The organism is Actinomycetospora sp. ABD4_176 (assembly GCF_056311855.1).
In genome coordinates this window covers 3,749,711-3,774,731 of record NZ_CM149974.1, presented here as the reverse complement: position 1 = coordinate 3,774,731, position 25,021 = coordinate 3,749,711, and the positions used below count along the sequence as shown (strand labels likewise).

Below are 25,021 nucleotides of genomic sequence, written 5' to 3'. Positions count from 1 at the left end.
CCCGCGTGTGTGCCCGGGCGATCCTCGTCGGTGCCCCTATCCTCGGCGCCGCACCGAGACGGAGAGCCGGAGGACAACGAACGTGCTCAAGGGCTTCAAGGACTTCCTGCTGCGCGGGAACGTCGTCGACCTCGCGGTCGCGGTCGTCATCGGCGCCGCGTTCACCGCGGTCGTCACGGCGTTCACGAACGCGTTCCTGAAGCCGCTGATCCAGCTCTTCTCGGGCGGCGGCGAGTTCGCCGGCTCCTTCGTCGTGCGCGGCGTCGTGTTCGACTACGCGAGCTTCGTCAACGCGGTCATCACGTTCCTCATCACCGCCGCGGTGATCTACTTCCTCGTCGTCACGCCGCTCAAGGTCGTCGAGGAGCGCCGACGGCGTGGCGAGGAGGAGGGCCCGGCCGAGCCCACCGACGTCGAGCTCCTCACCGAGATCCGCGACCTCCTGCGCGAGCAGTCCTCCGGCTCCGGCGGCCCGACCGGCCCCACCGGCCGCATCCCCCAGCAGGACCGCTAGCGAGCAGCACGCTCGCGGCGACGACCTCAGCCGGGCAGGCCCGCGGGGTCGAGCTCGAAGTGCACGGTCGACCAGGGGTCGGGGCGCGCGTCGTGCACGAGCACCGCGCCGGGGAAGTCCGTCCAGAACGCCAGCGCGCCGGGCACCGACGCGTTGGTGTGCAGGCAGACCGTCTCGTACCCCGCGCCGAACGCCCAGCGCCCGGCCTCGGCCGCGAGCCGGCGCCCGACGCCGAGGCGCCGCTGCGCCGGGTCGACCCACACCCGGCACACCTGGCCGACGCGCCGCCCGTCGTAGCGCTCGGTGAGCCAGGCCGGCACGAAGCGCGGCTTCGGCCCGCCCGCGCGCACCGAGGCGGTGCCGGCGAGCACCGGGCCGTCGGGTCCCTCGACGGTGGCCACGAACAGCCGCGTCCCCGCCGGACCGAGGTAGGTGCCGGCGAGGTCGTCGATGTCGGCGTGCAGCCGCGGGTCGTAGCCCCCGAGCTCGCGCTCGAGCATCCCGCGCATGTGCACCGCGACGGCCGGCAGGTCCTCGCGACGCGCGGCACGGACGACGGGCGGCGCGATCGCGAGGGTCATGGCCGGCACTGTTGCACAACACTGGCAACGGAGAAACACCTGGTACCGCCAGACTGTCCGATCGGGCAGGTCCTGGCGGCAGCACGACCCGAGCCCGCCGGAGAGGACGGGTGCCCGCGGCCCCCGCCGCGCCGACCCTCGACCCGGTGTCACCGCCACTCGCCGGTGACTGCTCCGATCGGGCAGTCGTGACGCAGAGCGACCGCACGGGGCGTGGCCACCCCCGCATCGAAGTGCCCGCCACCCCAATCCACCGATCGGAGTATCAGGGAACGGCCACTCGGCGCCGTTGACCGGATCGAGGGTTGGCACCGGCCATCCCGGTCTCGGACGTCGGGGAGGCGCGGTGCGGACGGTGGTGGGGCAGGGCCACGGCGGGTGGGGCGAGCACGACGACCGCGGCGAGGCCGCCACGTCGGACACCCGCATCCCGGCCCCGCGCTTCACCGTCCTCACGCCCCGCACGGACGCCCGCGACGCCGCGGTCGTCGGCCCCCTGGCGTACGCGGTCCCGGCCCCGGTGGCGAGCCCGCTGTCCGCCCCGACGCCGCGGCAGGTCCCGGCCGAGCAGGCCCCGGAGCCCGCTCCGGAGCCCGCCCCTACGGCGGTCGCCCCCTCGACCCCGGCCCGCCCCGCCCCGCGCCCGGCGACCGTGGAGATCTCCGCGCTCACCGGCCTGCGGGCCGTGGCGGCGGTGTGGGTGCTGCTGCACCACCTGAGCTTCCTGCCCGTGAGCGGCTACGCCGGGTGGTTCGAGCCGATCGCCCCGCTCATCGCGGCGGGGCCCCTGGGCGTCGACCTGTTCTTCGTCCTGTCCGGTTTCCTGCTGGCCCGCTCCTACCTCGACCGGTGGCGGGGAGCCCCCGGTCCGCGGCAGGCGCTGGGCTTCGTGTGGGCCCGCGTGGCCCGCGTCTGGCCGCTCTACGCGGTCGTCGTGGTCCTGGCCGGGCTGTGGTGCGCCGCGCGCGCCGTCCTGGGGAGCGACGGCGTGATCACGTGGCAGGGCGCCCAGCCCGGCCTGGACCCCGTGAGCTGGCTCCGGCAGCTCACGATGACGCAGATGTGGGACACGGGCGGCATCGACGGCGTCTCGTTCGTCCTGCCGGCGTGGTCGATCAGCGCCGAGTGGGCCGCCTACCTCGCGTTCCCGCTGCTCGCCGGCGGGGCCTGGTTCCTGCGGGGCCGCCCCCGTCCGGTGCTGGCGGTCCTCGCGGTGCTGGCGGCCAGCCCGACCGCCGGGGTCGCGGTGCTCAACGCCGTCGAGGGCTCGTGGGGCGGCTTCTGGGCCGTGCGCCTGGCCGCCGGCTTCACCGCCGGGGTGCTGACGTGGCTGGTGGTGCGCCGGGTGCCGCGGACCCGCGCCGTCTCGCGCCGGGCCCACCACCTGCTGCTGCTCGCGCTCGCCGAGGTCGGCGTCGTCGTCTACTGGGCCGCCACCGCCCCGGCGACCGCCACGCTGAGCGCCGACGCCCGGGTGTTCCTCGCCGCGCCCCTGATGCCGGTGGTGATCGGGGCGCTGGCGCTGACCGACGGGCCGGTGGCCCGCGTCCTCGGGACGCGCCCCCTGCGCCACGGCGGGCGCATCTCCTTCGCGCTCTACCTCGTGCACTTCCTGCTCATCGAGATGGCGCTCGTCGCCATGACCCGCATCCCGGCCCTCGCACCGGACACGGCGGCGGCCGCGCTCCTCGTGCCGCAGCTCGTCGTCGCCTCGATCGCGCTCGCGCACCTGGCGTACCGCTTCGTCGAGGAGCCCGCGCAGGCCTGGATGCGGGACAAGGACCCGTCGCGGCGCCGGGGTAGCGCGCGCCGCGACGTCGTGGTGACCCGGCGAGCGGAGGCCACCCCGCCCTCCGGTCGCCGGGCGGTCGGGCGGCGTGGGGGCAGCCACGCCGCCCGACCGGCAGCCGCCGCGGCCTGAGCCACGCGGGCGCCGCCGGTCAGCGGCCGAGCTCGGCCTGCCGGCGCGCCAGGTACCGCCGCTCGACGGGGTTCGTCGTCAGCGCCAGCGCCGCCCCGTAGGCCGCCGCCGCCTCGTCGGCGCGGCCGAGCCGGGCGAGGACGTCCGCCCGCGCGGCCGGGAGGTACGGGTAGCCGGGCAGGTCCCGGGCGAGCGCGTCGATCTCGGCCAGGACCGCGACCAGGTCCGCGCCGGCCACCTGGCTGCGCGCCGCCGCACGGTTGAGCGCGACGACGGGCGACGGCCAGCTCGCGAGCAGGGCGTCGTAGGTGGTGACGACCTGCGGCCAGTCGGTCTCCGCCCAGCTCGGGGCCACCGCGTGCAGCCCGGCGACGGCCGCCTGCCACGCGAAGCGCCCACGCCGCGGGTGCCGCACGGCGGTCGTCGCCCGGGCCAGGCCCTCCCGGACGAGCGCGCGGTCCCACCGCGACCGGTCCTGGTCGGCGAGGAGCACCAGGTCGCCGTCGGGGTCGGTCCGCGTCGGCCCGCGGGCCTCGGTGAGCAGGACGAGCGCGAGCAGCGCCTGCGGTTCCGGCTCGTCGGGCAGGAGCCGCACGAGCAGGCGGGCGAGGTCGCGCGCCCGGGCCGTGAGCCCCGCGTCGCAGAGCGGTCCCCGGTGGGCCACGTGCCCGGCGGTGTAGGCGAGGTGGACGACGGTGAGCACGGCGTCCAGCCGAGCGGGCAGCTCCTCGTCGGGCGGCACCCGGAACGGGATGCGCGCCGTCGCGATCTTCTGCTTCGCGCGCGTGATCCGGCGGGCGACGGCGGCCTCGCCGGTGAGGAGGACCGCGGCGATCGCCGCGACGTCCACCCCGCACACCAGGCGCAGCGTCAGCGCCACCTGCGACGCGCGGGCCAGCGCCGGGTGCGCGCACGTGAAGACCAGGCGCAGCGGATCGGCAGCCGGACGAGCCGCCGGATCGCCGTCGTCGCCCGGCGGCTCCACCAGCAGCGGGAGCCGCCGCCGCAGGACCGCGTCGCGGCGCAGGCGGTCGAGCGCGATCCGGCGGGCGGTCGTGGTCAGCCACCCGATGCCGTTCTCCGGTGGGGTGGCCGGCCACGTCCGCAGCGCCCGCTCGACCGCCTCCTGCGTGCAGTCCTCGGCGAGGTCGAGGTCCCTGGTCAGCCGGGCCGTGGCGGCGACCACCACGGGCCAGGCGCGGCGGAAGACCTCGTCGACCGCGGTCATCAGCCGCCCTCGGGCATCTCCATCACCGGCCGCACCTCGACGTTGCCGGACGGGCACGCCCGCGCGAGGCGCAGCGCGACGTCGAGGTCGGGCGCCTCGATGACGTAGAAGCCGCCGAGGGCCTCCTTGGTGTCGGCGAAGGGGCCGTCGGTCACCAGGGGCTCGTCGCCGCCGTCGCGCACGGTCGTCGCGGCCGAGGAGCGCTCGAGCGCCTCGCCGCCGACCACCTCGGCGCCGGCGGCGCGCACCGCGGAGACGAACTCCCCGTGGAGCGCGAACTCGTCGGCGACGTCCTGCTCGTCGACGGTGTCGTACCAGTCCTCGCTGTCGTACAGCAGGAACACGTAGCGGGCCACGGCCGCGCTCCTCCCAGTCGTCGGGGTGTCGTCACCACCATGACGAACGGGGTCGTTCGGATCGGACACCCGACGCGGGGAATCTCAGAGCGGCAGGCGACGGAAGATCGGGCGCGGGACGTGGCGCAGCGCCGACATGACGTAGCGCAGCGGCGCGGGCGCCCAGGCCTGCTCGCGGCCGCTCGACACCGACGAGACGATGACGTCGGCGACGGCCTCGGGCGTCGTCGAGAGCGGCGCGGGGGACATCCCCTCGGTCATCTTCGTGTGCACGAAGCCGGGGCGGACGACGGTGACGCCGATGCCGTCACCGCGCAGGGCCTCGGTGAGCCCGGTGTAGAACGCGTCGAGCCCCGCCTTCGTCGAGCCGTAGACGAAGTTGGAGCGCCGGGCCCGCTCGGCGGCGACCGACGACAGCGCGACGAGGTGCCCGTGGCCCTGGCGGCGGAACTCCGTGGCCAGCGCGACGCCGACCGAGACGGCCGCGACGTAGTTGACCTCGGCGAGCTCGACGGCGGCGTCGATGTCCTGCCAGGCCTTCTCCTGGTCGCCGAGCACGCCGAACGCCACGAGCGCGACGTCGATGTCCCCGCCGGCGAACGCCTTGCGGACGGCCTCGGTGTGAACGGCGGCGTCGCGGGCGTCGAACTCGACTGTCTCGACGGTCGCGCCCGCGCGGGTGAGCCGGGCGGCGGCGTCGGCGAGGCGCGGGGACTGGCGCCCGGCCAGCACGACCCGCACGGGGCCGCCCGCGAGGTAGCGCTCGGCGGTCGCGAGACCGATCTCGGACGTCCCGCCGAGCAGCAGCAGCGACGTCGGGTGGCCGACGGCGTCGATCATGGTTCTCCTCAGGGGGTGAGGCGGAGGCGGCGCGACATGTCCGACGCGAACACCCCGTCGGGGTCGGCGGCGTCGCGGACCTTGCGCCACTCGTCGAGCCGCGGGTACATGGCGGCGAACGTCGCGGGGTCGGTGCGCGAGTCCTTGGCGGTGTAGAGGCGCCCGCCCATGGCCAGCACGCGCTCGTCGAGCGAGCGGCAGAAGACCCCGAGACCGTCGACGATCGGGAAGTCGACGCAGATGTTCCAGCCCGGCATCGGGAACGACAGCGGGGCGCGGTTGCCCTCGCCGAACTTCTTGAAGACGTTCAGGAACGACACGTGCCCGGACTCCGCGATATCGCGGATGATCGCCCGGAACTCGGCCTCGGCGTCGAGCGGGACGATGAACTGGTACTGCAGGAAGCCCTTCGAGCCGTAGGCCCGGTTCCAGTCCCCGAACAGGTCGAGAGGGTGGTAGAAGGCGGTCAGGTTCTGGATCTGACCGCGCTTGTTCTTGGTCTTGCGGTAGTACAGCTCGCCGATCGCCGAGAACGTCAGCTTGTTGGCCAGGCCGTTGGGGAAGACGTCGGGCAGGTTCGCGAGCGTCGGGGCGTCGAACTTCAGCGGGTCGGTGCGGAGCTTCGCGGGCAGCTCGTCGAGCCGGGCGAGCGAGCCCCGCCCGAGCGCGGCCCGGCCCAGCTTCGCGCCCGTCGAGATCGAGTCGAACCAGGCCGACGAGTAGTCGTAGGCCTCGTCGGAGCCGTCGGAGAACCGCTCGATGGTCTCGTCGAGGTCCGCGGTGCGCTCGGTGTCGGCGACGAAGTAGGCCGTCTCGGTGGGCGTCATCCGGATCGTCGCGCGCAGGATGATGCCGGTCAGGCCGATGCCGCCGACCGTCGCCCAGAACAGCTCCGACTCCGGGCCGTCGGGCTCGAGTCGGCGGACCTCGCCCGAGGCGAGCAGCAGGTCCATCGAGACGACGTGATCGCCGAAGCTGCCGTTCGAGTGGTGGTTCTTGCCGTGGATGTCGTTGGCGATCGCGCCGCCGATGGTGACCTGGCGCGTCCCCGGCAGCACCGGCACCCACAGACCGAACGGCAGGGCGACGCGCATGAGGCGGTCGAGCGACACGCCGGCGTCGAGGTCGACGAGGCCCGTCGACGCGTCGATCGCGTGGACGCGGTCGCGCGCGGTCATGTCGACGACCAGCCCGCCCGCGTTCTGCGCCGTGTCGCCGTAGGAGCGCCCGAGGCCGCGGGCGATGACGCCGCGCTCGCCGGCGGTCGCGACCGCCTCGCTCAGCACCTCGGTCGAGGCGACGTCGTCGCCGGTGAGCACGGTGGCCCGACTCGGGGCGGTACGGGCCCACCCGGCGAGCGTCTTCTGGGAGCGCGGCATCCCGGGCGAGTCTAGGGGGTGTCCAGGACGGGGACGCCTGCGCGTCCCGCCCGCGTCCAGCCGGCCACCGTCTCCTCGCCGACCTGCGGAGTCAGCGTCCCCAGCGGCAGGCGCGGCACCCACCGTGCCAGGCCGACGGCGTCGCGGGTCGGGTCGCCGTCGAGATAGACGGGCAGGCGCAGCTCGTCGACGAGCAGGCGCGGGGTGAGGAACGGGCCGCCGGTGGTCGGCGACACCGCGATCTCGCCGGCGTCGGAGAGCCCGGGCGGGGTGACGCGCCAGGGCGGGATGCCGGCGGTGCCGCTCGTCAGCGGGGGCGGGCGGAGGCAGGGGAGGACGAACGCGACGGGCCAGTCGACGAGCGCGGTGCTGCCGGGCGGGACGAGGCCGTCGAACGGGACGGTCCGCGGGACCCGGGGCTCGCTGACGGCGAGCGGGAGGTCGGGCGACTGGCCCGCCGGGGTGGCCGTGCGGGCGTCGTCGGCGTCGCGGGCGGCGCTCGTGGCGCGGACCCGGACGAGCGTGGCGCCCTCGGGGGCGAGCGCGCGCAGGTCTCGGGGCGCGGTGCCGGCGCGCGGCCCCGCCGGTGACCGAGCGATCGGCGCGTCGGCCGGGGACGTCGCGAACTCGAGGGTGACGTCGCCCCGGGCGAGCGACCCGCTCGCGGCCACCACCACCGGCGCCCGCTGCTCGCGCGCCTCCGCCGGCAGCGCGTACCAGTCGGAGACCAGCTGCGCGGGCCCGCGGTCCACCCCGGCCGGCGCGGCCCACCCCGGCAGCTCGACCCCGCCCACCGTCAACGGCACTGCCGGCGGCGCGCCGGGCACGAACCGCGGTACCAGCGATGCGGCATCGCTGGCGTCAGACGCCAGGATCTCCGCATCCTCGACCGGCAGCAGCCCCGCCCGCGGGTCGGGCTCCACCGCCAGGTCCGAGGCCAGCCCGCACGGGTCCCCGCGCAGCGCCGCGAGGGAGTCGGAGCCGTAGCTGAAGGTCCCCAGACGGTCGGCGGTGACCTTGAGGAACGACCCGCCCTGCAGCGCCACCACGGCGACCACGAGCACCAGCGCGAGCGCGCCCGGCGCCAGCACCCGCGCGAGCCGTCGCGGCGCCTCCCCGCGCACGGCCACCAGCACCGCGAGCACCAGCGTCCCGACGATCGTCACCGGCAGCGCCACGTCCCCGAGCGGTACCCGCAAGACCTGCGGCGGGATGTCGTTCCAGAACACGCCCCACGCCGAGGCGTAGGCCCACTGGTTGTAGCCGATCAGCACGAGCGTCGTGACCAGCCCGAACCCGCCGAGCACGGCGACGAGCGCCGGCCCCCGCAGCCGCCGGGACGCCGCCACGACCCGCGGCGACCACAGGAGCACGAACAGCGTCAGCACGGCCGTCCCGACGCCCGCGAGCTCGCCGAAGTGCAGTGTCCACTTCGTCGGGCTGACGATGAGCAGCACCGGCGCGAGCGCCACCACGGCGAGCAGCCGCCGCGCGGGCGCCGGGGCCACCCCGCGACGGCCGGCCCGCACCAGCGCCCACGCCACGGCGGGCACCGCCAGCAGCGTCAGCAGCACCGCCAGCCGCGCCCCGATGCCGCCCTGGACCGACCCCGGCGTCACCAGCTCCGTGTAGCGCGCGAGCTCCTGCCACCACGGCTGCCCGCCGCCGATGAGCTGCCGCACCCGCGTGGCCTCGAGGATGCCCGCCAGCGACTGGTCGGCGGCCATCGGCAGCACCGCCACCGCGAGCCCCGCGACGACGACCAGCACCCGGGTCCAGCCGTCCCGGGGACGCGCCCGCGCCAGCGCCGGCAGCGCCACCAGCAGCGGCGCCAGCCCGAGCAGCGCGCCGGGCGTCAGCGCGACCGTGAACCCGGCGAGCACCGCGCCCCCGAGCAGCGGCAGCAGCGCGCGGGTCGCGATCGCCCGCTCCGCGCACACCCACACCGCGAGCACGCCCAGCGCCAGCCACGGCTCGGGACGCAGCGAGAGGCCGAACGGTGCCCACCAGGCGAGGAAGGCCGCCGCCGCCACCCAGGTCGCCCCGCGGCCACGCAGCGCCGGCCCGAGGCGGGGCAGGGCGTGGCGGCGCAGGAGCACCCAGAGCAGGACGCCCAGCACGGTCGCGGGCACGCGCAGCCACAGCACCGACGCCGCCGGCCCGGGCGCCAGCGACGCCCACGCGCGGGTGACCTCGTAGAACCAGCTGAACGGCGCCTCGGGGGCGTTGAGCCAGCGGTAGACGTTGCCGGTGAAGCCGCTCTCGCCGCGCGAGCGCAGGATCCCGGCGATGTAGCCGTCGTCGACGGTCGCGGGCCCGACCGCCGCCCAGCCGACCAGCGCCAGGGTCACCAGCGCGTCGACCGGCCGGGGCCGCCCGCCCCGCGGCCGCCGGAACGCCCGCCCGTCCCGCCGCCACACCGCGACGACCATCCCCGCGAGCCCCAGCAGCACCCCGACCCCGAGCAGCGTCTTCACCACGCTCGGCGTCGTCTGGAACCGCGTGTCGGTCTGCAGGCGCAGCGACAGGCCCTCGGCGCCCGGCGCGCCGGTGATGATCGCGGCGACCACCGGCCGCACGTCGCCCTCCCGGACCGCGACGACCCGCCCGTCGAGGGCCACCGTCGTGCGCTCGGGGGTCGACGCGACGGCGAGCGTGCACGGCCCGCCGGCCAGGGGCACCAGCGCGAGCGTCGCACCGTCGCTCGTCACCAGTGCGCCGCGGGGCACCGGGCGCACCGTGAGCCCCCCGACCGGGGCGGGCGGCGTACCCGGCGGGGTCGTCGCGAGCGTCGCCTGCCCGGGCGGCGTGGCGGCCAGCGACGCGCAGCTCACCGACGCGTCCAGGGCCACCGGCTCGTAGGGCATGAGCGGCAGTGCCACGGGGTCGGCGGCGGCGCCCGGCCCCTGCGGCCAGGTGAAGGTGACGACGGGCGCGACCACCGGCGCGAGCGGGAAGGCGATCGCGCACAGCAGCGTCAGGACCGCGGAGGCCAGCAGCAGGGTGGGGCGCGGCGGTCGGTCCGGCTCAGCCGAGGTACTCACGCCCGGAGTACGCCTCCGACGCCAGCGTCGCGAACCGGTCCAGCCCGCCGCGGGTCACCTGGTCGACACGCAGGTCGTAGCCGTCGGTGGGGTGGTCGTAGACGATCCGGTCGACCGTCCCCCACGCCAGCGCGGGCACGCCGCCGTCGGGCAGGGCCGAGAACGGCCGGACGGTGGCCCAGGTCCGCTCCGACTGCACCATCGTGCCGCCCCACGACTCGTAGGTCGGGTTGGTCAGGATGAACTCCGGGGTGTTCTCGGCCGCGTTGAGCCGCAGCGTCGGGGTGGGCGCGATCCCCTGCTTGACCGCCACCTGGTCGACGCACGGCCACAGCACCGCCGAGAGCTGGTCGGCGAAGGCCCCGCCGGCGAGCTGCTCGGGCGGGCGGTCCTCGGCGGACGCGAGGGCCATGACCGGCTGCATCCGCGCGAGGTGCGGCGCGGCCACGGCGAGCGAGCTGTCCGGTCCCGCGACGCGGTCCTCGACGACCAGGCGTACCGCGGTCGGCCGGCTGCCCGGCAGCTGCACCGGGATCTCCTGCCACTGGCGCGCGGTGAAGCCGCCCGCGGGCGTCACGGCGACCGACTCGGCCTCGACCGGCGCGGCCGCGTCGCCCGCGCCGAACTGCACCACGATCCGCTGGCGGTCCGGCTCGTTGCCGGCGACGGGCACGGTGAGGTGGGTCGGCGCCCCGGGGTCGGCCGGGTCGATGGCCGGCAGGGGGTACCAGCCGGTGGTCAGCGACCCGAGGCCGGTGATGCCCCGGGGCGAGGTCGTCGGGTCGGCGCCCGGCGGGAGCTCGACCTCGTCGTGCCACACCGCGCCCGGTCCCGGCGGCGGCACGGGGGCCGGGTCGTCGGCGGCCAGGGCGAAGTCGCCGGTCGCGGCGTCGGGTGTGGTCGGCGCCCCGAGGTCCTGCCGGGTGCGGGCCATGACCGTCGCCGCCTCCCCGAGACCGCAGCCACGCCCGGCCAGGGCCTGGACCTGGCTCCCCGCGACCGTCCACCCGCTGCCCTGGTTGAGCGGCGCCGCGACCATCACGCCGATCATCAGCAGGACGAGCGTCGTCGTCGCCGTCACGAGGACCGCGCGCTCGGGGGTCACGCCGAACGTGCGGCGCCCCGCGCGCCGGCGCCACGCCACCCACAGGGCGGCGAGCCCGGCGAGGATCAGCCACCACCACACGTCGCGCAGGTAGAAGTCGCCCCAGTGCGGCGCGAAGCTCTCGAGGTCGAGCATGGAGATCTCGGTGTCGAGGTGGTCCCCGAACGGCATCCCGCGGTCGCTGTAGGGCTTCCAGGTGTTGGGCCCGGCGAAGCCGAGCACGGCCGCGCCGCTGATCAGGGCCACCGACGCGCCGGTCACCAGCGCGCCGGAGCGACGCGGCAGGGGCGAGTGCAGCAGGGTCAGCGCGAGCAGCACGGTCGCCGGGGCCGCGATCGCGCCGAAGTGGTTGACCCACTTCGTCGGGCCCAGCGCGAGCAGCCCGAGCGCGACGGCGGTGGTGACGGCCATGCCGAGCGTCGCGTCGCGCAACCGGCCGCCGACCGGGCCGCGCCGCCCGCTGCCGATCGACACGACGACCAGCACCACCACCGTGAGCAGCACCGGCAGGCGGCGTCCCCACGTCCCGGTCTCGATGAGCGTCCGGTAGTGCGCCCACTCCTCGTACCAGGGGAAGGTCAGGTAGTACCAGCTGTGGACCTCGGTGGCCTCGATGACGTCGCCCAGGGTCGCGTCGCCGAAGCCGACGGGGATGGCGACGGTGCCGGCCGCGATCACCGCCCCGGCCGCGCCGAGCCGCGAGCGCCAGCCGCGCGCCCCGAGCCAGCGCCACAGCCACGGCAGGGCGACGACGACGGGCGCGGCGGCGACGAGCCCGGACGGGGAGACGCTGACCGCCAGCGCGGCGAGTGCGGTCGCCGGCACGAGCGGACCCACGGCCTCCCGGCGCCGCGCGATCTCCGCCAGCACGAGGACCCCGGCCGCCAGCGGGACGATGACCACCTCGGGCCGCAGCGCCATCCCGTACGGCAGCCACCAGGCGAGGTGGCCGAGGAGCAGGGCCCACGCCACCCCGGGCAGGCGCCCGCTGCGCCCGAGGATCGTCGCGAGCAGTACCCGCAGCAGCACCCACGTCACGAGCCCCAGCAGCAGCGGGAGCAGGCGCATCCACAGCAGACCCCAGCCGGGCAGGCCGATCGCCTCGCCCAGGTGCCCCCACACGGCCATGAGGTACTGCGACAGCACGAACGGGTTCTCCGTCGTGTTGAACATGTAGATCTGGTTGCCGATGTAGCCGGTGGGTCCGGCGTTGCGGGCCATCAGCAGGTACCACGAGTCGTCGTTCTGCAGCGGCCCGAGCACCACCCAGGCCGCGGAGACGACCAGGACGACGGCGTCGGCGGGGTGGAACCGCGGCCACTCCAGTCCCGGCCCGCGGCCCCGCCAGCGCCGCATCGCCATCCAGATCGTCGCGGCCAGCGCGAGCGCGTGGAGCACCAGCAGCGTGGTCTTCAGCCCGCTCGGCACCGACGAGTAGCGGTCGTCGGTGTGCACGGTCGCTCCGAGCCCCGGCGTGCCCGGCGCGTCGGTGGCGAGCTCGGCGACCTGCGGGACCAGCGCCCCCGGCCGGTCCACGAGCACCTGGCCGTCGCGCTCCACCCGCGTGCCCTGCTGGTCGGCGACGACGCGGTAGGTGCAGTCGCCGAGGGGCAGCAGCTCGTCGACCAGGGTGTCGCCCGAGCTGGTGACGAGGACCCGGCCGCCGCTCGTGGTCAGCGTGAGGCCGCGACCGGGCGTGCCCGCCGACGGCGGCTGGGTGCGCAGGGCGTCGCCCCCGGGGCGCAGGGCCGCGCACGGCACGTCGGCGGTGAGCGCGAGCGGGCGGTACGGGGTCAGCGGCAGGCTCGTCGACGTCGCCGGCGCGCCCGCCTTCGGCCAGGTGACGACGGGGTCGTCGGCGAGGACCGGGGCCAGCGGGATCGCGATCCCGAGCAGCACGGTGACCGCGGCGAGGGCGGCGAGCCACCACCCGGCGGCCCGGCTGCCGCCACGCCACGGCGGCCCGACCGACTCGTCGCGGGGGTCCGCACCGGGAGCCGGGTCGGCCCGGCCCTCCTGCGCTGCCACCACGGCCATGGGTGTCGACGATATCGACGCGCCCGCGCGACACCCCGACGAGGTCGGGGTGCGCGGGCTCGTACCCTCGACCCATGACCGTGACCGGCCCCGACACCGGCGAGCGACCCGCGCCGCTCGGGCTCAAGGCCCAGATCGTGCGCTTCGTCGCGATCGGCGGCGTCGCCGCGGCCGTCGACCTCGGCGTCTACGCCGGGCTCCTCGCGCTGAGCACCTGGGCGCCGCTGGCCAAGGCGGTGTCGTTCATCCTCGGCACCACCACGGCCTACCTGCTCAACCGCCGCTTCACCTTCGCCTCCTCCGCGGGCGGCGCGGGACGGTTCGTGGGCTTCGTGGTGCTCTACGGCTCGACCTTCGCGGTCAACGTCGGCGTCGCCGCGCTCGTCCTGCACGTCATGGACGCGCCGTCGATCGACCCCGGCCCCCTCGCCGGCTTCCTGTCCTGGTTCATCGCCCAGGCCTGCGCCACGACGATCAACTTCGTCGTCATGCGGACGGTCATCTTCCGCGACTGAGCGATCCCTGCCCCTGACGCAGCGAACGGGCGGTTCGTTGCTTCTACGCGCTGGAAGTCCCCGTTCGCTCGCCGCATCGCGCCGCCCCGAGAGGCGCGAACGGGGAGTTCGCGCGCCTAGAAGCCGCGAACAGCGCGTTCGCTGCACACCCCCGCCCCCTACCGGGACGGCGAGGGCGTGCCGGGCGGCGGGTCGCCGATGGGCCCGGGGGTGTAGGTCCCCCACACCTCGCGCTGGCCGCGGGTGACGGTCGGCGCGACGGCGTTCGGGGTGTACGGGTCGAGGCGCTCGACGATGCCCCAGTCGCGCTGGGGCTGGCCCTCCAGGTAGGTCGGCAGCTCGGTGCGGCGGGCGAGGACCTCGATCCACCCCAGCGGCCCGCCGGCGTTGGCCGACGACCAGTTCACGCCACCCGGCCGCAGCTGGCTGGCGTCGGCGACGAGGCGGTAGCGCGCGACCTCGGCGATGCCGTCGCGCACGTCGAACGGCCGCAGGCACGGGCTGGCGAACTGCACGGGCCACTCGAGGTAGCCCGGGTTCTCCGGGCCGAGGATCTCGGTCAGCGGCACGAGCTGGGGTCCGCGCATCGGGGCGATCGCGAGCCAGCCGTCCGGGCCCAGCGCCCGGTCCTGTGCGATGAGGCGCACCTCGTCGGCCTGCGCACCCACGCCGGCGGCCAGGTTGAGCCGGATCTCGCGCCACCCCGGCTCGCCGAACCGACCGTCGTCGATCGGGTCCTGGCCGAGGATGCGGACGCGGCCGTCGGGCAGGCGGTCGGCGTACTGCAGCGTCAGGAAGTTGCCGCCGTTGAGCCGCCCGGCGACGGTCAGGACGAGCGGGGTGGTGCCCGCGCGCAGCTCGTCGTCGAGCGAGTACCAGTCGGTGCGCAGCACGCCGGTGCCGGTGCCGGCCTCGTCGTAGGACCCGAGCGCCTCGTCGGCGAGCCCGTTGCGCAGCGAGTACTCGTAGCCCGACACGCCCGTGCCGCCGCCGACCGGCGGGGTCGCGCCGGCGAGGGAGAAGCCGGAGTTCGCGGGGCCCGGTTCGACGAGCTGGGCCTCGGGCGCCGACGCCGGCACCGTGTTGGCCGGCAGCGGCGCCGGGGTGGGTGTGGCGGAGCCGGTGGCCCCGGGCGTGGTGGACGTCGAGGGCGGCGTGGTGGTCGTCGTGCCGCCGCCGTCGGTGCCGGTGGTCGTGCCGCTCCCCGCCGAGCCCGCCGAGCCGGACGAGCCGGTCGCGGGCGCCGTCGTCGGGGTGGGCGGGGCGACGGTGGGCAGCACGCCGGGGTCCGAGGGGGCGAGTCCGGTGGGTGCGGGCGCGGCGGGCAGGACGCCGGCGAGCGTCGAGCCCTCGACGCGGACCCGGTCGGCGAGCCCGCAGCTGTCGCCGAAGGGGTGCTCGAGGACGTCGCCGCCGAGGGAGAAGCTGCCGGCCTGGGCCTCGATGCCGTCGGTCATCGACACCATCTCGAACGCGAGCAGCGCGGCGCAGACCAGCGCGATCGGCGCCGAGCCCACCCGCAGCGCCCGGGCCCGGCGTTCCACGGTCGAGCCGCCGCGCGTGCGGCGCAGCTTGCCGAGCGCCTCGCGCGGCGGGGCCAGCACCGCGCCCACCGCGGACGCCGCCGCCGACGGCTTGCCCGGCTCCTCGGGCTGCGCCGGCGGGTCGGGTCGCGGCACGCCGCGGATGTGCTCGATCCCCGCGATGATCAGCAGGATCACCGAGACGCCGAGGCACAGGGTGTAGACCGGCCAGGGCTCGGTGAGGCCGGAGCCGAAGGGCCAGCCGTCCCAGACCGGCGGCCCGTCGGCGAACGGGACGCCCCAGTTGTTCGTGTACCACCAGGTGTTCGGGCCGGTGAACGCGAGCGCCAGCACGGCGAACAGGGCGGCGAGGAACAGCATGCGGTTGCGCCGGGAGCGCAGCACGTCCGACGAGGTGGCCAGGGCCGTCAGCGCGGCCATGCCGGCGCCGAGGGCGGCGAACGCGCCGAAGTGGTGGGTCCACTTCGTCGGGGTCAGGGCGAGGACGACGAACGCGATGACCGACGACCCGATGAGGCGCTGCGACGGCCCGAGCGCCGCGCCTGCGATCTTGTCGCGGCGCAGCAGCACGACCACGCACACGGCGATGGCGAGCATCAGCAGCAGCACGGGGAAGCGGCGCGCGAGCGAGCCGTCGGCCGCCGTGCCGAACAGCGACTGGTAGCGCACGACCTCCTGGAACCAGCTCCAGTTCGGCCCCAGCAGCGTGCGCAGGCGCGTGGCCTCCCACACCGCGGACCAGGTCTGGTCGGCGTAGATCGCGACGAGCACGAGCAGCCCGGACGCCGTCACGGGCGCGAGGACGGGCAGCCAGCCGCCGAAGCGCACCCGCTCGACGACGAGCTTCCACAGCGGCCGCGCGGCGGCGAGGAAGGGCGCGACGGCGATGAAGCCCGTGGGCGTCGCGGCGACCGCGAACGCCGCCGCGAGCAGGCCGAGCGCGACGGGGGCGAGGCGGCGCGTCGCGACCCCGCGCTCCACCGCGCAGAACGCGAGCAGCGCGGAGATGACGACGACCGGCTCGGGGCGCAGCCCGTTGTTGTAGGGCAGCCAGAACGCGAGGAACACCATGGCCGCGGCCCAGGCCGCCGCCTTCGACCGGCGGACCTGCTGGCCCAGGCGCGGCAGCATCTCGCGGCTGATGAGGATCCAGGACACGATCCCCATCGCCACCGACGGCACGCGCAGCCACAGCACCGAGTCGTCGATGCGGATCCACTGCGCGTAGAGCTCGTAGAACCAGCCGAACGGCGCTTCGGGGACGTTGAACCAGCGGTAGTAGTTGCCGATGTAGCCCGCCGACTCGCGGGCGCGCGCGATCCCGAGGATGTAGCCGTCATCCGAGGTCTGGCTCCCGATGACGGCCCAGACGCCGAGCACCGCCGTGACGACCACGTCGCGTCCGGTCGGCCACCACCAGCCCTTCGGCGCCAGGCGTGGCGCGCGCCGCCCGGCGCGCACGTCGAGGGCGTGCAGCGCCCACACCCCGCCCGCGACGGCGAGCACGGCGAGGACGCCGGCGAGCACCTTCAGCGTGGTCGGCGACGTCTCGAACCGCGTGTCCGGCGTGATCGACACGGAGACGCCGGCGACGTCGTCCTGCGCCTCGTCGAGGTCGGAGTAGATGCCGACGACCTGCGGGCGGGCGTCGAACGGCAGCCGGATCTCCTGCCCGATGCCGAGGTCGATGAGGGTGGAGCCGGCGTCGGAGACGATCCGCACCGTGCAGTCGCCGGGCGGCACCGCGGCGTTGGCCATCTGCTGGCCGCGGTCGTTGAGGACGAGCTGGCCGTCCTCGACGGTCAGCCGCATGCCGACCTGCGCGCCCGGGTCGGACAGCGGGGGATAGGTGGAGACGACCGTCGCCGTCCCGTTCACCCGCGCGTCGAGCTCCTGGACCGCGCGACACGGCACGGTGATGCTCATGGTCTCGGGCCGGTAGGCCACCAACGGGGCATCGACCGGACGGGTGCCGGTGGTCGCGCTGGGCCACGTGATCGTCGCGGTGTCCTGGACCACCGGAAGGAACGGGAACAGCAGCGCCAGGCCGGTGCCGAGCAGGCCCAACCCGACCGCGAGCAGGCGCAACCACCACGGGCCCCGGGTCGCACGCCCCCCGTCCGGGGTCTCGGACACATCCGCGCCCGGGCGCCCCGGGCTGACGGTCTGTTCCGAGGTCAGCACGCCGCGAGGCTAGTCCGGGGGTCGGTGGGTCCCGTGAGGCGGACCTCCCCGTAGGGCACCTGTGAGTGGTGCGTGAGGTGCGTGCGACCTCAGCGGCGCAGGAAACGCTCGCGCCGGCCGAGGCGGACCAGCCCGAGCCATTCTCGCAGCGCGGCCGGGTCGCGCCGCGAGACGAGGAAGTACCAGGCGAAGCGCAGGTGCTCGATCGCGCCGAACTTCCGCAGTCCGGGCTGGGCGAGCAGGTAGCCGCGGTTGCGGTAGGTGTAGTACCGCTTCGTGGCGTCGCCCGGGTCCTGGGCGTGCAGCCGCCCGCCGAGCATCGGCTTGAACTCCGCCGACCCGTCGGGGTGCACGTACGCCGTGGTCAGGCACGTCCCGTACGACAGGCCGGAGCGCGACAGCCGCCGGTGGACCTCGACCTCGTCGCCCCGGACGAACAACCGCAGGTCGGGGACGCCGACGACGTCGAGGGTCGACGCGCGGAAGAGGGCGCCGTTGAACAGGTGGGCGATCCCGGGCACGATCTCGTCGTCCCCGTAGGCGGCGAGCTCGCTGCGGCGCCGCATCCAGCGCAGGCCCTGGCGCAGGGGGAACGCGAGGCGGTCGGGGTCGGCGATGTCGGCGATCACCGGCGAGACCTCCGCGAGCCCCCGCCGCCGGGCGACGTCGAGCAGCGTCGCGAGGACGTGCTCGTCGACCGGTCGGCCGTCGTCGTCGGCGAGCCAGAGCCAGTCGGTGCCGCGGGCGAGCGCGGTGAGCATGCCCAGCGCGTAGCCGCCCGCGCCGCCGAGGTTGTGGTGCGACGGCAGGTAGGTGACGGGCAGCCCGCAGCTCTCGACGACCGCGCGGGTCTCCTCGTCGGGGCCGTTGTCGACGACGACGAGGTGGTCGGGCCGGCGGGTCTGCTTCGCGATCACCCCGAGGCCGTCGACCAGCAGGTCCGCCCGCTGCCGGGTGACGACGACGGCGGTGACGGTCTCGGTGTCGGTGCTCACCCGGAGGTGCCCGCCCGCTCGAGGCGCTCGAGGGTCTCCGCGCTGAGGTTCTCGAAGACGTCGCGGCCCTTGTAGTGGCTGACGACGTCGCGCAGCGGGCCCTGCTCGCGGATGACGCCGCCGTCCATCCAGATCGCGGTGTCGCAGAGCTCGACGAGGAACTCGTCGGAGTGCGAGGCGAACACGAGCATCCCGGAGCGCCCGACGAGGTCGCGCAGCCGGTCGCGGGCCTTCTCCAGGAACGCGGCGTCCACCGCGCCGATACCCTCGTCGAGGATGAGGATCTCGGGGTCGATCGAGGTGACGACGCCCAGCGCGAGCCGCACGCGCATGCCGGTGGAGTAGGTGCGCAGGGGCATGTTCAGGTAGTCGCCGAGCTCGGTGAAGTCGGCGATCTCGTCGACGCGGCGCTCCATCTCGCGGCGGGTCATGCCGAGGAACAGGCCGCGGATGAGGATGTTCTCGAGGCCGGAGATCTCGGGGTCCATGCCGACGGCGAGGTCGAAGACCGGGGCCACGCGCCCGCGGATGCTCGCCCGCCCGCGGGTCGGCTCGTAGATGCCGGCGAGCAGGCGCAGCAGCGTCGACTTGCCCGCGCCGTTGTGGCCGACGAGCCCGACGCGGTCGCCCTGCCCGAGGGTCAGGTCGACGTCGCGCAGCGCCTCGACCACCGGCACCTTCTGCGCGCTGATCCGCCCGCCCGCGCGGCCGAGCACGGACTTCTTGAGCGACCGGTTCTTGGCGTCGAAGATCGGGAACTCGACGCAGGCCCCGCGGACCTCGATGCTGACCATGTTCGTCACACCCAGTACGCGACGCGGGAGCGGTAGTTGCGCAGCGCGATCAGCGCGAGCGTCCAGCCGACGACGGTGATCCCGCCGGCGACGGCCCAGTGGGTCCAGCTCTGCATCTGGCCCACGAGCGGCGCCCGGAAGATCTCGATGAAGTGGTAGAAGGGGTTCAGCCTCGCGAGCTGCTCGATGATCGCCTTGATGCTGCCCGGCTCGCCGCCGCGCAGCAGGTCGGTGGTCCAGATGATCGGCGTCATCGTGAAGAACAGCTGCATGAAGCTGCCGACCACCGGCGGGATGTCGCGGAAGCGCGCCGAGATGATGCCGAACAGCAGCGTCACCCACATGCCGTTGATGACGATCAGCACGAACGCCGGGATCGCCAACAGCGCCCACCAGCTCAGGCCCGGGTGCAGGACGCCGGGCAGGTCCGCGGTGCCCGGCACGATGTTGACCATGCGGTAGGGCTCGTCGAGCTGCTGGAAGAAGATCGCGAGCACGATGACGTACACGACGACGTTGTGCGCGAAGAAGAGGATCTGGCGCCACACCGTGCGGAAGACGTAGATCATCAGAGGTGCCGGCAGGAACCGGATGAGGCCCTCGTTGGCGATGAAGGTCTCGGTCCCCTCCAGCACGCAGGCGCTGATGAAGTACCAGATCATGAACCCGACGGTCACGTACGGCATGAAGGTGCCGATGGGCTGGCCGAACAGCTGCGAGTAGAGCCCGCCGAGCGCGGCGGCGGTGACCGCCATGCTGATCGTGATCCACAGCGGGCCGATCACCGAGCGGCGGTAGCGCTGCTTGATGTCCTGCCAGCCGAGGTGGCCCCACAGCTCGCGCTGGGCGATCGCGGCCCGGATGTCGGCGAACGCGCGTCCCCAGCTGCGCGGGGACGGCGCGTGCTCCGGGGGCGCCGAGTCGTCGGCGTCCTGGCGCGCGAGTGCGGGGACGGCCACGAGGCGTGAGCGTACCTGCGCGGGGGCATGGTTCCGGTGGACCGGCCCGTGCCGTGGCCCGCCTCTCGCCCTGCCTCTCGTCCTGCCCCTCGCCCCGTCGCCCGTCAGAGGTACTGGCCGGTGGCCTGGCCGCCGCCCGCGGACGCCCCGGACCCCGCCGGCAGCCCGCGGCGCATCTGCTCGAGCTGCACCTTCGCCGCCATCTGCTGGGCGACGAGCGCGGTCTGGATGCCGTGGAACAGGCCCTCCAGCCAGCCGACGAGCTGGGCCTGGGCGATGCGCAGCTCACCCGCCGTCGGCGCCTCCTCGGCGGAGAACGGCTCGATGAGGCGGCCGAGCTCCTCGCGCAGCTCGGGGGCCAGCGCGGACTCGAGCTCGCGCAGCGACGACGCGTGGATCTCGCGCAGGCGACCGCGGCTCGCGTCGTCCAGGTCGGTGTCGCGGACCTCCTCGAGCAGCTGCTTGATCATCATGCCGATGCGCATGACCTTGGCGGGCTCCTCGACGGCCTCGGAGAGGTCCTCGCGGCGCTCGGCCGGGGCCTGGGCGCCGTCCGCGCCGTCCGCACCGTCCGCGCCGTCCGCGCCGGGCTCCTGGCCGCCGTCGGGGACCCGCACGGTGCCGACCGGCTGCCCGTCCGGACCGACGATCATGACCTGGTCGCCGGGGGTGGGCGCGGAGGGACGGTTCCCGGGTGCCTCGCTCATGCCTCCATCCTCCACGCGACGGCGCTGTGCGCTCCTCCGGCGCCCGTCCACCGCCCGCCCACCGCCCGCCCACTGCCCGTCCACCGCCCGTCCACCGCCTGCTGCCGTCACCTGAGCTGACCGCCGTCGTCGGCCCGAGTGGCGCTCCGTACCCTCCGATGGCATGACGTTCGACGTCGCTCGGGTCCGTGGGCTGGTGCCCGCGCTGGGTGACGGATGGGTGCACCTCGACGGCCCGACGGGCATGCAGGTCCCCGAACAGGTGGCGACGGCCGTCTCCTCGGCACTCCGCGCACCCGTCTCCCGGCCCGGCGGCGTGTTCCCCGCCTCGCAGCGCGGCGGCGCCATCATCGAGGCCGCCCGGCGCGCGGTCGCGGACCTCGTGGGCGCCGACCCGAAGGGCGTCGTGCTCGGGCCCGGGCCCGCCCCGCTGCTCGAGCGGCTCGCCGACGCCCTGGGCGCCGACTGGGACCTCGGCGACGAGGTCGTCGTCTCCCGCCTCGACGACACCGCGAACGTCGCGCCGTGGGAGCGGGCGGCGCAGCGTTCCGGCGGGCGCCTGCGCACCGCCGAGATCGACGTCGAGACCTGCGAGCTGCCGAGCTGGCAGTTCGACGAGCTCCTGGGCGAGCGGACCCGGGTCGTGGCCATCACCGCGGCCGACCCCGCGATCGGCACGCGCACCGAGGTCGCGGCCATCGCGCGCAAGGTCCACGCCCTGCCCCACCGGAGCACCGGGGTCGAGCCGCTGATGGTCGTCGACGCGACCGCGGCCGCACCGTTCCTGCCGCTCGACCTCGACACCATGGGCGCCGACGTCATGGTGCTCTCGGCGGCGGCGTGGGGCGGGCCGCCGGTCGGCGCGCTGGTGTTCCGCACCCCCGACCTGCTCGACCGCCTGCCCGCGGCCTCCCTCGACGCCTCGGCGAAGGGACCCGAGCGCCTCGAGGTCGGCGACGCCCCCTACGCCCTGCTCGCCGGGCTCGTCGCGTCGATCGACTACCTCGCCGACCTCGACGATGACGCCGCCGGCCCCCGCCGCGACCGCGTGCTGACGTCCATGAGCTCGGTGCGCAGCCACCAGGACGAGCTGACCGCCTACCTCGTCTCCGAGCTGCGCTTCCTGCCCGGCGTCATGGTCATCGGCGAGCCCCCGCGCCGCATCCCGGTCGTCGCCTTCACCGTCGCCGGGCGCACGGCCCGCGAGGTCGCCGAGCGCGTCGCCGAGCACGGCGTCTGCGTGCTCACCGACACCGGCGACGCGGGCGCGCTCGAGGTGCTGGGCGGGGCCGAGGTCGGCGGCGTCGTCCGTGTCGGCCTCGCGCACTACACCACCCGCGCCGAGATCGACACGCTCGTGAGCGCCCTCGCCCGCCTCTGAGGTCCCACCGGCGGGGCCGGGACTCAGCCGCCCAGCACCCCGTCCTCGTCCCGCACGACGAGCACGAGCTTGCCGACGACCCCGCCCGCGTCGAGCGCCTCGTGCGCCCGGGACGCCTCGGCGGCGGGGAGGTACTCGTGGATCACCGGGCGGACGCGGCCCTGCCCCACGAGCGGCCACAGGTCGTCGCGGGTGGCGGCGACGATGCTCCCCTTGCCATTGGGGCCCTCGACGGGCCGGCCGCGCAGGGTGGTGGTGCTGATCGAGAGCCGCCGGCCGAGCATCGAGCCGAGGTTGATCTCCGTCTTCGCGCCGCCCATGAGTCCGATGATCACCAGCCGCCCGCCGGTGGCCAGCGACGCGAGGTTGGCCTTGAGCATCGAGGCGCCCATGTTGTCGAGGATGACGTCGACGCCGCGGTCGTCGGTGGCCTTCGCGATCTCGTCGGGCAGCTCGTCGTGGTAGTCGATCGCGAGGTCGGCGCCGAGGTCCAGGCAGGTCTGCAGGCGCTCCGGCGAGCCCGCGGTGGCGATCACCCGCGCGCCGAGGGCCTTGCCGACCTGGATCGCGTGGGTGCCGATGCCCCCCGACCCGCCGTGCACGAGGAGCGTCTCGCCCTCGCGCAGGTGCCCGGTCATGGCGAGGTTCGACCACACCGTGCACGCGACCTCGGGGAGCCCGCCGGCGTCGGTCAGCGACACGCCGTCGGGCACCGGGAGCAGCTGGACCGCCGGGACCGCGACCTTCTCGGCGTAGCCCCCGCCGGCCAGCAGCGCGCAGACCTCGTCGCCGACCGACCACCCCGTCACCCCGGCGCCCAGGGCCGCGATCCGTCCCGAGCACTCCAGGCCCGGGATGTCCGACGCGCCGGGCGGCGGGGGGTAGTTGCCCTGGCGCTGCATGACGTCGGCGCGGTTGACCGCCGAGGCGACGACGTCGACGACGACCTCGCCCTCGCCGGGTTCCGGGTCGGGGTGCTCGACCCACTCGAGGACCTCGGGACCGCCGGGCTCGCGGATGCTGATCGCGTACACGGGTCGCGACGCTAGCGGCGACGGGCGGGCGCCGCCGGTCCCGCCGCGTCCCGTACCGCGAGTAGGTGTCTCGCACTATCCTGCGGGGATGCCCGAGCAGGAGCCGCGCTGGCTCGACCCCGTCGAGTGGCACGCGTGGCGGAACTACATCATGGGCCAGGCCCTCCTCGCGGGCCGGCTCAACCGCGAGCTGTCGGACGCGCACGGGCTCTCCCTGGCCGACTACGAGATCCTGGTGCGGCTCTCCGAGCAGCAGGACCACCGCATGCGGATGAGCCTGCTCGCCGAGGAGGTCGTCGCGTCCAAGTCGCGGCTGTCCCACCAGGTGTCCCGGCTCGAGGCCGACGACCTGGTGCGCCGCGAGCTCTGCCCCTCCGACGGCCGCGGGGTCTTCGCCGTCCTCACCGAGCACGGCTTCGACGTGCTGCGCCGTGCGGCGCCCGACCACCTCGAGGGCGTGCGCGCCCACTTCGTCGACCTGCTCGACGACCACGAGCGCAAGGTCATCGGCGACGTCTTCGAGCGCATCGTGACCAAGCTGCGCGCCGACTCCTGACCGGCCCTTACCCTGGCCCGCGGAAGCGTGGCAGAGCGGCCGATTGCATCCGCCTTGAAAGCGGACGTCCCGCGAGGGACCGGGGGTTCGAATCCCCCCGCTTCCGCCAGCCTGGCCAGGGGTTTCGCTGGTCGGTCGTTCGCTCCCCCGAGATCAACACGAACCGACGATCCCGATCCTCGCGGGTCCTCCACCGTCGAGGGTCATCGGACGAGGCGGAGGAAGCCCCGGATTTGCTCGACGAGCGAGGCCGGCTGCTCGAGGGCGGCGAAGTGCCCGCCACGGGGCAGCTCGGCGAACCAGCGCAGGTCGGTGAACCGCTGCTCGGCCTCGCGCCGCGACGGACGGACGAGGTCGCGCGGGTAGACCGCCAGCCCGGACGGGACGGTGACCGGCACGCGGACGTCGGCGAAGCTCTCCCAGTACAGGCGCGCCGACGACGTGGCCGCAACGGTGAACCAGTAGACGGAGATCTCGTCGAGGATCGTCCGGCGCGGGATGACGCTCTCGTGGTCGCCGTCGTGGTCGGTCCAGGCCCGGTACTTCTCGGCGATCCAGGTGGCCTGGCCGGCGGGGGAGTCGGTGAGGCCGTAGCCGAGGGTCTGCGGCCGGGTCATCTGGATCGCGGAGTAGCCGCGTCCGGTGCGGGCGAACTCCCGGTCGGCCTCGGCGGCGGCGTGTTCGGCGGGGGTCGGGTCGGCGAAGGTGCCGAGCGGGACCCTCCCCATGTTCAGGTGCACGCCTGCGACCCGCTCGGGCGCGACCTCGCCGAGGGTGGCGGTCACCTCCGAGCCCCAGTCGCCGCCCTGCGCGCCGTAGCGGTGGTAGCCCAGCGAGACCATCAGCGTGTCCCAGGCGCGGGCGATGCGGGGAACGCCCCAGCCCGTCGTCGTGGGCTTGTCGCTCCAGCCGTACCCGGGCAGGGACGGGGCCACGACGTGGAAGGCGTCCGCCGGGTCCCCGCCGTGGGAGCGGGGGTCGGTCAGCGGGCCGAGGACGTCGAGGAACTCGAGCACCGAGCCTGGCCACCCGTGGGTGAGCACCAGCGGGAACGCGTCCGGCTCGGGGGACCGGACGTGCACGAAGTGGATCCCCAGCCCGTCGACGGTGTCGCGGTACTGCGGGAAGGCGTTGACCCGCTCGGCGAACCCGAAGTCGTAGTCCTCGGCCCAGCTGCGGCACAGCTCCCGGGCGTAGGCCAGCGGCACCCCCTGCGACCAGTCGTCCACCGTCTCCGGCTCCGGCCACCGGGTCCGACGGAGCCGGTCGCGCAGGTCCGCGATCTCGGCGTCGGTCACGGTGACCTCGAACGCTTCGCCGCTCATCACGGCACCTCTCCTCGAGTCG

The 25,021-nt window shown here is 75.1% G+C and carries 19 protein-coding genes and 1 tRNA gene; 6 read left to right on the top strand and 14 right to left on the bottom strand.

Annotated elements, in window-relative coordinates; all coding sequences use genetic code 11:
- The first annotated feature begins 82 nt into the window (after nt 1-82).
- Nucleotides 83-514 (top strand): large conductance mechanosensitive channel protein MscL, encoded by a 432-nt coding sequence (gene mscL / locus ACYX4T_RS18360; protein ID WP_476010725.1) that lies wholly within the window; start codon nt 83-85, stop codon nt 512-514.
- A gap of 26 nt (nt 515-540) precedes the next feature.
- On the opposite strand, the gene ACYX4T_RS18355 is transcribed toward mscL, so the two are convergent.
- The gene (locus ACYX4T_RS18355) at nt 541-1,095 is read right to left on the bottom strand and encodes a GNAT family N-acetyltransferase (protein ID WP_476010724.1); all 555 of its coding nucleotides are present in this window, start codon (nt 1,093-1,095) and stop codon (nt 541-543) included.
- A 346-nt stretch (nt 1,096-1,441) separates the two neighbouring features.
- On the opposite strand from ACYX4T_RS18355, the gene ACYX4T_RS18350 reads away from it, so the two are divergent.
- The gene (locus tag ACYX4T_RS18350; protein ID WP_476010723.1) at nt 1,442-3,016 is read left to right on the top strand and encodes an acyltransferase family protein; all 1,575 of its coding nucleotides are present in this window, start codon (nt 1,442-1,444) and stop codon (nt 3,014-3,016) included.
- A 19-nt stretch (nt 3,017-3,035) separates the two neighbouring features.
- Here the strand turns inward: ACYX4T_RS18350 and ACYX4T_RS18345 are convergent, their stop codons facing one another.
- The 6 genes from ACYX4T_RS18345 to ACYX4T_RS18320 all read right to left on the bottom strand — a co-directional run bounded on the left by ACYX4T_RS18345 (nt 3,036) and on the right by ACYX4T_RS18320 (nt 13,005).
- On the bottom strand, nt 3,036-4,244 hold the full coding sequence (locus ACYX4T_RS18345) for an RNA polymerase sigma factor (protein ID WP_476010722.1): 1,209 nt from the start codon (nt 4,242-4,244) through the stop codon (nt 3,036-3,038).
- The gene (locus ACYX4T_RS18340) at nt 4,244-4,600 is read right to left on the bottom strand and encodes a YciI family protein (RefSeq protein WP_476010721.1); all 357 of its coding nucleotides are present in this window, start codon (nt 4,598-4,600) and stop codon (nt 4,244-4,246) included. Before ACYX4T_RS18340 ends, ACYX4T_RS18345 begins: the two co-directional genes overlap by 1 nt.
- 84 nt (nt 4,601-4,684) lie before the next feature.
- A complete protein-coding gene (locus ACYX4T_RS18335; protein ID WP_476010720.1) occupies nt 4,685-5,440 on the bottom strand; it encodes a decaprenylphospho-beta-D-erythro-pentofuranosid-2-ulose 2-reductase in 756 nt (251 codons plus the stop codon).
- A gap of 8 nt (nt 5,441-5,448) precedes the next feature.
- Nucleotides 5,449-6,819 carry an FAD-binding protein gene (locus ACYX4T_RS18330; protein ID WP_476010719.1) on the bottom strand — a complete coding sequence of 457 codons (1,371 nt, stop codon included), beginning with the start codon at nt 6,817-6,819 and terminating at the stop codon, nt 5,449-5,451.
- Between the two features lie 11 nt (nt 6,820-6,830).
- Complete coding sequence (locus ACYX4T_RS18325) at nt 6,831-9,863, bottom strand: arabinosyltransferase domain-containing protein (RefSeq protein WP_476010718.1); 3,033 nt, start codon at nt 9,861-9,863, stop codon at nt 6,831-6,833.
- Nucleotides 9,847-13,005 carry an arabinosyltransferase domain-containing protein gene (locus ACYX4T_RS18320; RefSeq protein WP_476010717.1) on the bottom strand — a complete coding sequence of 1,053 codons (3,159 nt, stop codon included), beginning with the start codon at nt 13,003-13,005 and terminating at the stop codon, nt 9,847-9,849. The genes ACYX4T_RS18325 and ACYX4T_RS18320 overlap by 17 nt, the downstream gene beginning before the upstream one ends.
- 74 nt (nt 13,006-13,079) lie before the next feature.
- Between ACYX4T_RS18320 and ACYX4T_RS18315 the strand changes: the two genes are divergently transcribed.
- A complete protein-coding gene (locus ACYX4T_RS18315) occupies nt 13,080-13,520 on the top strand; it encodes a GtrA family protein (RefSeq protein ID WP_476010716.1) in 441 nt (146 codons plus the stop codon).
- A gap of 158 nt (nt 13,521-13,678) precedes the next feature.
- On the opposite strand, the gene ACYX4T_RS18310 is transcribed toward ACYX4T_RS18315, so the two are convergent.
- The 5 genes from ACYX4T_RS18310 to ACYX4T_RS18290 all read right to left on the bottom strand — a co-directional run bounded on the left by ACYX4T_RS18310 (nt 13,679) and on the right by ACYX4T_RS18290 (nt 20,703).
- Nucleotides 13,679-17,248, bottom strand: coding sequence for an arabinosyltransferase domain-containing protein (locus ACYX4T_RS18310; protein ID WP_476010715.1), 3,570 nt, complete (start codon nt 17,246-17,248; stop codon nt 13,679-13,681).
- A gap of 89 nt (nt 17,249-17,337) precedes the next feature.
- Complete coding sequence (gene glfT1, locus ACYX4T_RS18305; RefSeq protein WP_476010714.1) at nt 17,338-18,243, bottom strand: galactofuranosyltransferase GlfT1; 906 nt, start codon at nt 18,241-18,243, stop codon at nt 17,338-17,340.
- On the bottom strand, nt 18,240-19,037 hold the full coding sequence (wzt, locus tag ACYX4T_RS18300) for a galactan export ABC transporter ATP-binding subunit Wzt/RfbE (RefSeq protein WP_476010713.1): 798 nt from the start codon (nt 19,035-19,037) through the stop codon (nt 18,240-18,242). The genes glfT1 and wzt overlap by 4 nt, the downstream gene beginning before the upstream one ends.
- 5 nt (nt 19,038-19,042) lie before the next feature.
- Nucleotides 19,043-19,996 carry a galactan export ABC transporter permease subunit Wzm/RfbD gene (wzm, locus tag ACYX4T_RS18295; protein ID WP_476010712.1) on the bottom strand — a complete coding sequence of 318 codons (954 nt, stop codon included), beginning with the start codon at nt 19,994-19,996 and terminating at the stop codon, nt 19,043-19,045.
- Nucleotides 19,997-20,100: 104 nt separating this feature from the next.
- Entirely contained in the window at nt 20,101-20,703 is a 603-nt protein-coding gene (locus tag ACYX4T_RS18290) for a bacterial proteasome activator family protein (protein WP_476010711.1), read from the bottom strand.
- Nucleotides 20,704-20,866: 163 nt separating this feature from the next.
- Here ACYX4T_RS18290 and ACYX4T_RS18285 point away from each other — a divergent pair, with 163 nt between their 5' ends.
- Nucleotides 20,867-22,084, top strand: coding sequence for a cysteine desulfurase-like protein (locus ACYX4T_RS18285; protein WP_476010710.1), 1,218 nt, complete (start codon nt 20,867-20,869; stop codon nt 22,082-22,084).
- A gap of 23 nt (nt 22,085-22,107) precedes the next feature.
- Here the strand turns inward: ACYX4T_RS18285 and ACYX4T_RS18280 are convergent, their stop codons facing one another.
- On the bottom strand, nt 22,108-23,118 hold the full coding sequence (locus ACYX4T_RS18280) for an NAD(P)H-quinone oxidoreductase (protein ID WP_476010709.1): 1,011 nt from the start codon (nt 23,116-23,118) through the stop codon (nt 22,108-22,110).
- 88 nt (nt 23,119-23,206) lie between these two features.
- Between ACYX4T_RS18280 and ACYX4T_RS18275 the strand changes: the two genes are divergently transcribed.
- Together ACYX4T_RS18275 and ACYX4T_RS18270 are read left to right on the top strand one after the other, a co-directional pair.
- On the top strand, nt 23,207-23,674 hold the full coding sequence (locus ACYX4T_RS18275; protein ID WP_476010708.1) for a MarR family winged helix-turn-helix transcriptional regulator: 468 nt from the start codon (nt 23,207-23,209) through the stop codon (nt 23,672-23,674).
- 21 nt (nt 23,675-23,695) lie between these two features.
- A tRNA-Ser gene (locus ACYX4T_RS18270) sits at nt 23,696-23,783 on the top strand.
- Between the two features lie 94 nt (nt 23,784-23,877).
- Here the strand turns inward: ACYX4T_RS18270 and ACYX4T_RS18265 are convergent.
- Nucleotides 23,878-24,999: an epoxide hydrolase family protein gene (locus tag ACYX4T_RS18265; RefSeq protein WP_476010707.1), complete on the bottom strand. Its 1,122-nt coding sequence runs from the start codon at nt 24,997-24,999 to the stop codon at nt 23,878-23,880.
- Between the last annotated feature and the right edge of the window lie 22 nt (nt 25,000-25,021).